Genomic DNA, 12,348 nt, shown 5'->3' with positions numbered 1-12,348 from the left:
TCCTGCATATGTATTTCCATCGAACTTTACCCTCAATGCCTCAATTGCACACGCGACATCCCTGGAAGGTATATCAACCGGAACCCCGGGGCTAGCGCCAGCCAACTGCGATTTGTTTCGAATGATCCCGCCTCGACCGCGCCGGTCGGTCCATGAATCTTTCGGAAGAAGTTGGACAGTTTGACTGGTCGGCGAGTGGCAGCTCGCATTCTCAGTAGACCTGTTCTCCCGGCCGACGTTTTCATATCCGCTATTCTCTATAATTCGTAAAATCGATTGTATTGATGGAACGCATCCGCACGATGGATGTTTGGCAAGCCATGCACCTGTGATTGGCCGGGAGAGGACTACGCTTCGCCGGGTGGCGCTTACGCGGACCTGATCACGCTTCGAGGATGGACTAAGGGCGAATTTCTTCCGGGCCCAGTGTAGTGAGCAAACGCAACGCTGACTTCGACCCATTCCGCGGAGGTGACATTCCGACGGCTTCGCCAAAGGCGCCTAAGGGCGATTGACAGCAAGGGCACCACCGACCTCCGGCTTCATGGGCTTTGGCCACTGTATGGTCCGGCACAGTAAGCAATGTTGTCGTTAGCAACTGCCAATGCTCGAGGGCGGGGCCTCGCGGCCAATCTCTCAGTTAGACGTTGGGCCATGTCCAACCGGAAATCGCGCGCATCCGCATAAACCGCCAACACGCAGAACGACGAGATCGCGGGGGCCTTCAAGCGATCGCCGGGGTGCTCACGTCTTTCCGACTTTTGCAGTGTCATTGATGAGGTTGGCGCTTCCTGCATTGCTCCAGGAATTGCAGGCCCGCGGCGCGATGCCTTCGGGATCAGCGGCGATTCGACCGCGCTTGCGGCAAAGTTGCTGAGCGTTTCGACTTGCGCGGCAGGCGTCGAGATCCGTCTGAGCTAAAGCGTCACCCATTCGACGCACAGCATCAGTGGTATTTCAACGTTGCGAGAACGCTCTCTATAGCTGTCGCCGAAGTTGCAGAGCTAGCGCGACGAGGAAGTTTAGAGCCTCTGCGAGAAGAAACGGATTAAGAAAACCTCCCTTTGCTGCTGAAGTACGGGGACGACATTACGGAATTCTCTGCCTTAGCCTTGCCATTCCAATTCTTCGCAAAATATAAGACTTCACCAGCGAAAAGGTCTAATATTCTATTCCTCCCGGAATGCCCGACTGATTTGGTCGGATAGCGGCTTCACAAGATAGGAAAGCGCCGTACGCTCACCCGTCTGGACCATTGCTTCGGCCGGCATGCCAGGCACGAGCGTCAGGTCCTTAAGCTTTGTCAGTTCCGCATGCGGGACCGATATGCGCACCAGATAATAGGAAATGCCGGTTTTTTCGTCCGTCGCCAGATCGGCTGCGATCCGGCCGACATATCCGTTCAATTCGGGCGTGGTTCTCAGATTGAAGGCTGACATCCGCAGCACGGCCTTGTGACCAAGCTGGATTTGATCGATGTCCTTGGGGGGGATCCGTACTTCCAGCGCGAGATCGTCGCCTTCTGGCACAATTAGCATAATCGGATCGGCGGGCGTGATCACTCCGCCGACCGTATGAAATGCGAGTTGTTGAACGATGCCGGATTGCGGCGCGACAATATCGATCCGTCGCAGCTCGTCTTCAGCCGCCACCTTGCGCTCGACATATTCCCCAACCTGCGCCTGAACCTCTCTAAGCTCCTGGCCGACTTCCGTCTTGAGATCCTGATCGATCTGCAGGATCTGCAGGCGCGTTTCGGTTATGCGGCCTGCCGACTGTGCCTGATAGGCAATCTTCTCACCACGTTCGCCGCCGAAAGTGACAACCTGCGTCTTCAGGCTGTTCAAGCGTTGGTCCGAGACAATTCCTTGTTCGCGCAGCCCACTCAGGGCAGCAATTTCCTTTTGGAGAATCTCGATGCCTTTCTCATAGGCAATCTCCTGCGCCTTGAGTCCCTCCATCTCGTGCTCATATTGGGTAATGCGCTCCGCTAGCTGGGCCTGCCTTCCTTCGCGGGATTGTCTGCGGAATTCGAACAGCCGCGTCTCACTATGTATTGCCGAAGCTACGTCCGGAACATCTCTGCGGGCAAGCAGCCAGCCCGGGAAGGCGATCTCCGCCAGATCGTCACGCTCAGCTTCAAGCCGTGCCAGCCGGGCGGCCAGCTCATCGAGCCGCTTGGTGACGATGGCGAGATTGGCGCGCGTCTGGGTGGCATCGAGCCGCATGACGATGTCGCCGGCTTTTACCTTGTCGCCTTCGCCCACCAGGATTTCTCCCACCACCCCGCCGGTTGGGTGCTGCACCTTCTTCACATAGGAATCGACGACGAAGTGTCCGGAGGCGACAACCGCACCGGAGAGATTCGTGACGGCCGCCCAGACTCCGGCTCCTCCGACAAAGATCACGCTCGCCAGCAGGCCCGCCGACAGGTGCCGGCGAATGGAGCTGGAAACGTCATTGTTCTGATCGATGCCGGACATCGGGATCCTCCATGTCAGTGCACTCTCCCACGTTATCCTGTGTAGACCCGTTGGCCTTGACCCCGGCGCCTCGTGCCATCGCTGCAGCCTTCAAGACCTTGGGAAGCACTTCATCACGCAGACCAAAGGCTCTCTGCCGCCCACCTTCCATCATCAACACGTAATCCACGGCGCGGATGGCACTCGGCCGATGGGCGACGACAACCGCAACGCCCCTACGCTGGCGGACGGAGGCGATCGCCTCAACGACGGCGGCCTCGCCTTCCGCATCAAGATTGGCATTGGGTTCATCAAGCACAACAAGGAAAGGGTCGCGATAGAGAGCACGGGCAAGACCGATACGCTGACGCTGCCCGGCGGAAAGTGCCGATCCGGCCTCACCGATCCGAGTTTCGTAACCGTGCTCAAATCGGAGGATCAGTTCGTGCGTGCCCGCTGCCTTCGCCGCGGCGACAATAGCCTCAGGGTCAGGATTATCTTCAAAACGAGCGATGTTTTCGGCAATGGTGCCGTCGAACAGTTCAACGCCTTGCGGCAGATAGCCGACATGACGGCCTAGTGCTTCCCGGTCCCATTGATCTAGGCTTGCGCTGTCGATGCGAACCTTTCCGGCGGCCGGCGCCCATGCGCCGACGATGGCGCGCGAGAGTGTCGACTTGCCGGAACCCGATGCACCGATGACCCCGAGTGCGCTTCCCGCCTGAACGGCAAACGCAAGGCCGGTCACGGTCGGCTTCCTTTCGCCGGGCGGAACGATTGTCACGCCTTCGACGCGCAGTTCGCGTTCAGGTGCAGGCATTGGCATAACAGGGCCGGGTTCAGTGACCTTTGCCAGGAGGTCCTCCAGCCGGGCCCAACTCTGGCGCGCCATGAGGAAGGGTTTCCAGTTCGAAATGGCCAGATCGACCGGAGCCAGCGCACGCCCCATCATGATCGAGCTGGCAACCATGACCCCGGCCGTAGCCTCCTGCCTGATGACCAAGTACGCGCCGACGGCAAGAATGGCCGATTGCAGCATCACGCGCAGCGACTTTGAAATGCCACCGAGCCCACCTGCGACGTCCCCTGCTTTCCGATTGGCGGCCAGATACTTGGCATTGGCCTTGTGCCATCGGGCAGCGATCCGCTTTCCGAGACCGAGAGCTTGCACGACCTCGGCATTGCGACGTGCTGCTTCCAGTAGGCCATTGCGGACCATATTGTGGGCAATGGTATCGCGTATCGGCCGCTGCGAGAGACCGTTGGTAAGAAATGTCAGAGATATCAGGACGATCGCCCCGACAAGGGCCGTCATGCCGATCCAGAAATGAAAGAGGAAGCAAATGCCAAGATAAAGCAGCATCCATGGCAGATCGAAGAACGCGGTCGGACCGTTTCCACCTAGGAATCCGCGAACATTGTCGAGATCGCGAAGCGGCTGCAAGCCGTCGCCCGGCATGCGCGTTGAAAGCGGAAGGCAAACGATAGCATCGTGAACGCGTCCGGAAAACTGTCCATCGAAACGCTCGCCGATCCGGAGCAGCACGCGGGCGCGCAGAATGTCGAGCATGCATTGGAACGCAAAAAGCCCCGCAGCAAGCACGACGAGCCCCACTAGCGTCGGTACGCTGCCACTTGCAAGAACGCGGTCGTAGACCTGCAGCATGAACAGCGGCGAGGTCAGCGCAAGCAGGTTGACCACACCACTGATCAATAAAACTCCCCAAATAGTGGAAGTCAGAGGGAAGGGTCTCAAAGCTGAAACGTTAAAGGAATGGTTACTCAGGGAGGGCCTCCGTTAACAAGCATTGTGAGGATCTGGCGATCCAGCACCGGATAGTGCTCGCCGAACGGGCCTACGACACCGACCGCATCCGCTCGCTGATTCAGGATCAGTGCTCCCGCCGACTATGTTAACCCGGCATTGATGGAGCGGGTCAACAACACCGTCCGGCTGAAGCTTTGGAAGGGCAATGTCATCGTCGCCGGCCGAAAGGGCCCGAACAGCCTTACCACCTCGACCCTTCAAGGAGGATTCGGTGTACGACCAGCGCCACGCGCATGACTTCATCAATCTTACACGCTGCGCCGGCTCTCGGGCGCCACGGCCAGCCGCAAGTAGCTGAAAAGGAAAGCGCCCGCCGGGGGTGGCGGGGCGCGGGTTCCGTACGGGTTTTCCGGATCAAACGAAGCTGAAGTCCGACGCGGTCAGGCCCATGCCGGCCAGGTCGGCCAAGCTGTGTATACCGCTCAGGTGAACGAACTCCTCCGCGTGGTTCTCGGAGGTGACATAGGCCAAATTCGCCATTCTGTTGATGCCGTCGTTGTAGTGGTAGACGATGATGTCGCCGGGGGCCTCGCCGGAGATCGCACTCGCGGCGGCAGAGGCAGAGGTGAAAGGTTCGTCAGTGATCACCACGACGTGCTCGCCGTTCGCACCCGAGGCCGCACCGCTGTAGAAGCTGCTCACCGGGGAGCCAGACTGTACGCTGGCGTTATTGATGAAGTTCGCCCCAAAACCGTCGTTGTCGAGGCCCACCGCATCGAAGGCGAACTTATCCTCCGTCCGGTCGAAATCGACGATAGTGCTGATGTCCGGCTTCGACCCAGCGTACCTCGGGTCGACCCCAGACATTGGATTGTGGAACTGGAACAGGAACGTGTCATTGTCGGCGCCCCCGATCAGAGTGTCCTCGCCGTCACCCACGTAGAGCACGTCCTCGCCGGGACCGCCGTTGAGCTTGTCATTGTCCTCGCCGACGATGCGTGGTTTGTCGCGGCCGTTGTCGCCGGAGAGATGGTCCCAGCCATCTTCGCCGAAGATGCGGTCGTTGCCCTCGCCGCCGATGGCTTGGTCACTGCCCTCGCCAGCCGAGATTTCGTCGTTGCCGCCACGTGCGTCAATCCAGTCATTGCCCTGGTAACCCCCGATCAACTCGTCAAGCTCGGTGCCGAGGAGCGTTTCGGAACGCGGGCCACCCTCGATAATCTTTACCATCGCAAAAACTCCTTATGATGCAGCCCACCACGCCAGCTGGCGCGCCTTCATATTCGTTATCGGGTCATCAGAGTAATCGTTTGCTTTGATGGAACACATTTACGGAATGGATGCGTTCACGTGCACTTCGCCTCTCTGCTTAGCAGTTGCGGGCCTCCCTGACGGCGGGCGACGCTGTTCGCCCGGGGCAATTCGGATCTGAGGATTCGACGCGTCAGCCGGGCGTGGAAATTCCGAGTCGCGCTGCGCATTTTTACGCCGCAGCCTTCCTGTGAGATGGCCCAGGGCTCCATGCACAAGCTGCCAACCATGATGCTGGTTCCGCGCAATATCGATGTGCCCATCTCATAGGCGCGTCGACTCGGGTCGGCGACAGTCCTGACCACGGCATTACCCGGAACCCCATCCCGGGGGATTTCGCCGGGCTGCGGACAGGCAGGCAGCTGAGCGCGTTTCAGATCATCTGCGTCATGCAGTGGACTTGGCGGGTGGCGCCTCCGTCCTGAATTTGGATAAGGCGAGCCAATGCGAACATGGTGCGTTCCGGCCGCGCCGGTCGGCGCCCTGAACCCGGAGTCCGGCCGCCTTCAACGTCGTGGCAGGTCGCGCGCGGTCCCACGCCGGTCGCCGTCCGCAATATGCCGACGATGACGTTCCCTGGCGTGTGCTAGCGGCCTTATTTGGGGCGAACCGGGCCGTTCGCCGGTATATGAGGGCTTCACGCACCTCTCGCGGCGGCGATGCCAGATTTGAATGGTGCAGGATAGGGGCGTCTACCCGTCAGGACCAGATTCACGAGAGTGCCAGCACTTTCACAAAGTCGGGAGATCTTCGGACGAGTTGTCAATAAACCTCAAACCACCCGGATCGTTCAAATCGAATTCAATAATACGTGGCACGACGAGGCGGGCATAGCGCGAGAAGGCGCTAGTCGGCGGGAAGCGAACCACGGTATCGCATCGCCCGAGGAGGTACATCTCGACGAGAGCAGAAAAACCGCCGTCAACGCCCAGTGCTGCGCTGTGTAATGGCCCGGCCCGATCCGCCTGGAAGTGTTTTGGAATAGTGAAAAGATCGGGAAACACGCCCGACAAGTAATGACGCACCTGCTCACTGTCAGTACACAAGAACACCCTCACAGGTTTTGGATGCGGTAGCGCTTTAGCCTTACGAATGGCCGTGCATACCTGCCGGAAGGCGAGTTCCGGATCAGCCCAGTAGGGAGCGTGCTCCATTATATCTTCGCCATTGCCGTGCCGGACATGCACCCCGATTATGCTGTGCTCCTTAAAGTGCTCCTGGTAGATGGCGTCAATCCGAGCTTCAATTTCAGGCCTCGGTTTGATACTCCGAAAAATCTGTCGTTCGGCATCCATATCGCAACGCCACATCAAGCAAGCATCACACACTACTGTGTTGGCTGCAGTATCATCTTGGGCCTCGAAAAGCTCTCTCAGCTCGTCACGTTCTCGGAAAATCTGTTCATCTGGGCGGCAAACGCAGTCGATCGATGGCTTATTCCACCACGGCGGGAAGAAAGGCCCAGGGAATGAGAGCTGGTTGACCTGGTCATCGCAAATAACCGGTACGCCAGCGATGTCTTGAATTGGCTCGAAGAACACCGGAAAGGCATTGGTGAAGGGTTGATCGAGATAACAGGAGCCACGCCAATCTATGGCTAGCGTCCGCCCCGTCCGCTTAGCGTAGGACCAAGCTGCTGCCAGAGACCACAAGCAATCACCGAAACCGGTACGCCGTCGCGAAACAACGAACCGATCCTCGCCCGATCCAATCATCAGTGATCGCGGTCCTAGCATCTCGTTCTCCATTTATCGTGACAAGAAAGTCCAAATTGGCCTGTCTCAAGACCGTTCGACCTGACCGGGCTGCAATGCCGCTCGCCCCTGCGAACGCCAGTCAGATATCACCGCCTCTACCAATTCTCGTAGGGTTCGTCTGAATCAGCTAATGAGATCAGCCCATGGTCAATCCGGCGTCCCATAACCTGAGATCTTGATTGGGAGACATCGAACCTCCCGTGACAGGCTGACTTTCCTGCTGGAAATGTCGTACGTCAGCTGCAACACGGAGATAGTGTCTTTGAGGTGCTTGCGGCGAATGGCCAACTTTGGCCGGATGATCATGCGCCTTCGCGCGAATTTCGTGGCACTGCATCACGGATCTCCTTCTCTTGGAAGTTATCTCAACGCATTAGGCGCCGGCGAAGCAGCACCATCGAGAGGAAGAACGGCAACACCGCGTACAGGCAAAGCGCACCGATATGCAGGGCGATGCCGCCAGCCGGGCGATCAAGCATTTCCGGACGAATAAGGTCGATCGAATGTGCCAGCGGCAAAAAGTGCGCTACCTGCTGAAAGGTGTCTGACAATTGGGTGACCGGGAAGACCGCGCCTGACAGGAACAGCATGGGTGTGAGGAAGAGCGACTGGTAGAATACAAAATACTGGTAACTGGGCGCAAGCGCGGTGACGACCATCGCCAGGCTCGCAAAGGCGAACCCAGTGAGCGCGATGGCTGGTAGCACATATAGCAGGGACGGCCACGCCGCATAGCCCACCACGGCGGCGACGATCGCAATTGCCGTGCCGGCCAAAAAGGCCTTGGTGGCTGCCCACGCCAATTCACCGAGAACGATGTCGCCGAGGGTAAGTTGTGTGTACAGGATTGCTTCCCAGATGCGCTGTTCGTGCATGCGAGGGTAAGCTGCATAAATTGTTTCGAAGGTCGACGCGGTCATGGCGCTCGTCGCGACCATTCCGGCTGCCAAAAAAGCAACGTAGGACGCATCTTCAACCCGACCTACCATCATTCCGAGGCCAGTACCAAGTCCGAAAAGATAGATCAAAGGATCGGCGAGGTTACCGAGCATTGACGCAAGTGCGATCTTCTTCCACGATAGATAGTTGCGGCGCCATACCGCAACCCAGTTCCACGCGTTGGCGGGTAGAGCCGCTGCAAAATCTTCACCCATCGTTCACTTCTCCATCTCGCGTCCGGTCAGCCGCAAGAAAACGTCCTCAAGATTAGGTGGACGCTCCAGAAGACGCAGACCGGCGCGCCCGCGCAGTTGCACGCGCACCTGCTCCGGATCGGGCGCATAGCAAAAGAGCGTCTCGCCGCTCACCTCGATGCGCTGAACGTATGGCCTGATCAGCGAACTCAGCTCCTGTGGATTGCCGCCGAAGATCTCGATCACGTGACACCCGATATGTTCGTCAATCAGGGCATGAGGGCTGCCTTCGGCAATGTTGCGTCCATGCTCGAGAACGCACAGCCGATCGCACAACCGCTCAGCCTCTTCCATAAAGTGGGTCGTCAAAATAATCGTCTTGCCGCGCGCCAGCAGGAACCGCAGGCGCTCCCAGATCAGGTGTCGCGCGTGCGGGTCGAGGCCCGTAGTCGGCTCGTCCATTACGAGTAGCAGGGGATCGTTGATCAGCGCACGTGCCAGCGTCAGGCGCCGCTTCATGCCGCCCGATAGTTCGGCGACACGTGCATCCGCCTTGCTCTCAAGACGGGCGAACTCGAGGAGCGATGGGATGACCGCTTTGATCTTGCGTGTGCTCATGCCGAAGTAGCGGCCGAACACCAACAGGTTCTCGCGTACCGTGAATTCCAGGTCAAGGTTGTCGAACTGCGGAACCACGCCGATGCCCTGGCGTGCCAAGCGAGCCCGTGCCGGCACTGGCACTCCGAGCACCGTGATCTTACCGGCGTCAGGCCGTGTCATGCCGAGGACCATACGCGCAATCGTGCTTTTGCCCGCACCGTTCGGCCCCAGCAGGCCGAAACACTCTCCCGACGCAACGGTGAACGACAGCTCGTTCACAATGACCTTATTGCCAAATGACTTCGTCACGCCGTTAAGGTCGATTGCTACGTTGGACATGCGTTCATCTCTGCTGAAAGGAGCCGTTCAGCCGGCGGGAGCTCACTTGCGAGCGTTCTGGACAGCAGGCCTTCGCGGTGACGGCCCTTGGGAAAGCGACAGCCGGAGCATTTGTGTGAGACGGTCCCGCTCTACGGATTGCCGTCGAGCCGCCACGGATCGTCTGCGGCCACTTCCCGTTCTAACAATTGAAATATTGTCCAGGTCACGACTTGTGCCCTACGCAGTACACTATCAGTCGCCACTGAAAACGCTCTCAGACTCCACCAACCCGGCGATCGGGTTTTTGATGACGATCTGCTTTTCCCCTCCATTGGGTAGGGTGGCCGCCTTGCGCGACAGCCAATCGCTGTTGCTCAATGTGCACAACGCATAGGCTTTCAGGGGGAGTAAGAGAAAGACGTTGATGAATGTGTGTAGAGAAAAACCGAGAAATCGAAGTTGGCGGGCACGAAACGCTGCCACGCTGCACCGAATGATGGTCATGGATGCAATCATCAGGACTGCCGACCAAGGCACTGTGGCTGTCAGTGCGAGCTGCGCGAGTCCAGCCAGTACCGACAGGGCGAGCAACAGCGGGCCGAGATTCTGTCCGACCACATCCAGCGTTAGATAGCGATCGAGGCTTGGCAATAGGCGCAGCGCAAGCAACGTGTCCCGAAATGTGCTCCGCGCCCAGCGGAGTTGTTGGCGCAGATACGGCCCTAGCCGATCCGGAACGATCGTTGCGGCGATGGCGTCGGGAACGTATTCGGTTCGAAGCCCTGCTTTCAGCATGAGGATCGTGAGATGGCGATCCTCACCGAAGTCGCTTGGCTTCCCCCGAAACAGTTGCGTCTCGTACTGATCCAGCAGCAAAAGGAGTGCGGAACGACGGTACATCGCACATGGGCCGCAGCAGCACATAACGGCACCAAAGCGAGCCTGTGCCGCTCGCTCCTCATTGCAGGCCAGCCAGTACTCCATATCGATCAACTGGGTCAGCCAGGTGTCGCTCCGGTTGCTGGCCACCAACTGGCCCATGGCCGCGCCGACGGCTGGATCCTGCATCTTCAGTGCAAGCTTTGTGACGACGTCGGACGCGAGTGTCGTGTCCGAGTCGACGTTGAGCACCAAATCTCCAGATGAGCGGCGTATCGCGACGATCTGCGCTTTGCGTTTGCCAACATTCTTGTCGAGCAAAATGAAGTTGAATCTCGGGTCGCCCGCAAAGGCACCGTGTACCGGTACGACAACGTCGCGATTTGCAGAACCGTCATCAACCACATAGACCCGCAGTTTTCCGGCATATTGTTGGCTTGCAATGGACGCCAGGCACGCTGAGAGCGCGCTCGGATCCTCGTTGAAGGAGGGGACGATGACATCCACGCTCGGCAGAAGGTCGAAACCAACCAATTCATCCGACACCGGAGAACGGTCCATCGGCAAAGCATAAGTCATCTGCATGCTTTTATAAGCAGCCGAGAGCAGTGCATAGCACGAGACGGCGACAGTACTGGCTGTAGCAAGCAGGTCCATAGGATCTCGCAATTTTCAATGATGTTGTGGAAGGGCGCGAATTTCATATCCGCAGGCGTTTAATGCCGGAATCAGCTGGGACAGCGCCTTGGCGGTCTGGTCGCGCAGTCTGGCTTGAGTGCTCAGTCTCAACTCGTCGGGCGGGCAACCGTCGTGCAGGAGCACGATTGCACCCGGCCGGACAGAGGCGACCACTGCATCGACAATCGCGTCGGTGCCGGGGCGAGACCAGTCTCGCGGGTCTACAGACCAATGAAGCGCCGCCAGCCCGGCGATCTCTGACGCTGTGAATACTTCTTCGCTCCAGGCGCCGTAGGGCGCGCGAATGAAGCGTACCGAGGCCTGTGGACACGCCATCATGATGGCGCCGTTCGCTTCAAAGATTTCACGGCGCACTTCGCCGAAGCCGCATTTGCACAGATCCGGATGAGTCATCGTGTGGTTGCCCACCTCGTGCCCTTCTGCGATCATTCGTTGGATTAGATCCGGGTGCTCTACGGCGTAGGTGCCGATGACGAAGAACGTCGCCGGCACCCGATTTTGCGCCAGCACATCGAGGATCTGCGGTGTGAAAAATGGATTGGGACCGTCGTCAAATGTCAGATAAACGCTGCGACGGCCGGTGCTAGCCCATTCACTCGGCATTTCGCTTATGTAGTCCAGATGTTTCATAGCTCCGGACCGTTCCGATCAATCAGGGTGCCGGACGGCCACTCGCTCATCGAGCGTCCAATCGGCGTAACCAAGACGAGCACATCCTCCAGGCGGGTGGGCGGCAGGTCGGGATACACTTCTGGATGGGTCGAGCGCACGGGAATGCCCGACAACATGGTCGCCAGACCGCCTCGGCAGAACCTCTCAACATGGTTCCGCAGCGCGTGCCGAACCGTGCCGAAAGCGAATGGAACCCCAAGCTGCTGCAACACTGGATACACAAAGCGCATTGAAAAGCTGATTCCGAGTCCCTCAAGATCCGGACGCACCCCGTACAACCCCAGTTCGGCCACTAACAGATCGACCTCGCCAACCTTGATGAAGCGGCGCAGTATGCCAATGTGAGCCGCTATGCCGTGAGCGTCGTAGCCGATTGCGCGGACTTCCGGTCTCGCACCGGCCCAACTACGGCCGCCTTCGAACGGCTTCGCGTTGGAGGCGTTAGTCCGTCCATAGGTCTTTCGGAAGAAGTCGGAGAGTTCGACATGGTCGGCCAGTTGTAACTCATTTTCCCAGCACAACCTCCACCGCACGTCAGAGTGCATGGAAAGACCTCGTATTTGTTGGAATCTTTTGAGGTAAGCGCCTACGCATCGGGGAGCTTCTCGCGTCGAGCCGACGCGATGTAGCTGCGCGGGTCACCGAAGAACCTAGCCGCAATGGACATGCGATCTCGGTTGATGTTCGGCGCACGCCGGAAGGCGTACACCAGAAAATGCTCCTCGGAGCCAACGCAAACATTGAAA

Annotated in this window: 10 protein-coding genes and 1 pseudogene; all 11 read right to left on the bottom strand. The window is 58.6% G+C overall.

Features of this window, described 5'->3' with window-relative positions:
- Positions 1 to 32: 32 nt before the first annotated feature.
- The 11 genes and pseudogenes from CIT26_RS38695 to CIT26_RS10375 all read right to left on the bottom strand — a co-directional run bounded on the left by CIT26_RS38695 (position 33) and on the right by CIT26_RS10375 (position 12,147).
- Positions 33 to 209 carry a hypothetical protein gene (locus tag CIT26_RS38695; protein WP_425350341.1) on the bottom strand — a complete coding sequence of 59 codons (177 nt, stop codon included), beginning with the start codon at positions 207 to 209 and terminating at the stop codon, positions 33 to 35.
- Positions 210 to 1,169: 960 nt separating this feature from the next.
- Positions 1,170 to 2,483 (bottom strand): HlyD family type I secretion periplasmic adaptor subunit, encoded by a 1,314-nt coding sequence (locus tag CIT26_RS10420; protein ID WP_095492498.1) that lies wholly within the window; start codon positions 2,481 to 2,483, stop codon positions 1,170 to 1,172.
- Positions 2,458 to 4,218, bottom strand: coding sequence for a type I secretion system permease/ATPase (locus CIT26_RS10415; RefSeq protein ID WP_245319331.1), 1,761 nt, complete (start codon positions 4,216 to 4,218; stop codon positions 2,458 to 2,460). The genes CIT26_RS10420 and CIT26_RS10415 overlap by 26 nt, the downstream gene beginning before the upstream one ends.
- A gap of 426 nt (positions 4,219 to 4,644) precedes the next feature.
- Complete coding sequence (locus tag CIT26_RS10410; protein ID WP_095492496.1) at positions 4,645 to 5,460, bottom strand: calcium-binding protein; 816 nt, start codon at positions 5,458 to 5,460, stop codon at positions 4,645 to 4,647.
- Positions 5,461 to 6,272: 812 nt separating this feature from the next.
- Positions 6,273 to 7,289, bottom strand: coding sequence for a nodulation protein NodZ (locus tag CIT26_RS10405; protein ID WP_425350338.1), 1,017 nt, complete (start codon positions 7,287 to 7,289; stop codon positions 6,273 to 6,275).
- Between the two features lie 374 nt (positions 7,290 to 7,663).
- The gene (locus CIT26_RS10400) at positions 7,664 to 8,452 is read right to left on the bottom strand and encodes an ABC transporter permease (protein ID WP_095492494.1); all 789 of its coding nucleotides are present in this window, start codon (positions 8,450 to 8,452) and stop codon (positions 7,664 to 7,666) included.
- Positions 8,453 to 8,455: 3 nt separating this feature from the next.
- Entirely contained in the window at positions 8,456 to 9,370 is a 915-nt protein-coding gene (gene nodI, locus CIT26_RS10395) for a nodulation factor ABC transporter ATP-binding protein NodI (RefSeq protein WP_095492493.1), read from the bottom strand.
- Positions 9,371 to 9,451: 81 nt separating this feature from the next.
- Positions 9,452 to 9,615: pseudogene (locus CIT26_RS10390) on the bottom strand (SAM-dependent methyltransferase); the annotation flags it as partial.
- Positions 9,605 to 10,888 (bottom strand): chitooligosaccharide synthase NodC, encoded by a 1,284-nt coding sequence (gene nodC, locus CIT26_RS10385; RefSeq protein WP_095492492.1) that lies wholly within the window; start codon positions 10,886 to 10,888, stop codon positions 9,605 to 9,607. The pseudogene CIT26_RS10390 and the gene nodC, both read right to left, overlap by 11 nt.
- 15 nt (positions 10,889 to 10,903) lie before the next feature.
- Positions 10,904 to 11,560 carry a chitooligosaccharide deacetylase NodB gene (gene nodB / locus CIT26_RS10380; protein WP_095492491.1) on the bottom strand — a complete coding sequence of 219 codons (657 nt, stop codon included), beginning with the start codon at positions 11,558 to 11,560 and terminating at the stop codon, positions 10,904 to 10,906.
- On the bottom strand, positions 11,557 to 12,147 hold the full coding sequence (locus CIT26_RS10375) for a NodA family N-acyltransferase (RefSeq protein ID WP_095492490.1): 591 nt from the start codon (positions 12,145 to 12,147) through the stop codon (positions 11,557 to 11,559). Before CIT26_RS10375 ends, nodB begins: the two co-directional genes overlap by 4 nt.
- Between the last annotated feature and the right edge of the window lie 201 nt (positions 12,148 to 12,348).

Source organism: Mesorhizobium temperatum, assembly GCF_002284575.1.
Taxonomy (GTDB): Bacteria; Pseudomonadota; Alphaproteobacteria; order Rhizobiales; family Rhizobiaceae; genus Mesorhizobium; species Mesorhizobium temperatum.
This window is presented reverse-complemented; position numbering and strand designations above follow the sequence as displayed.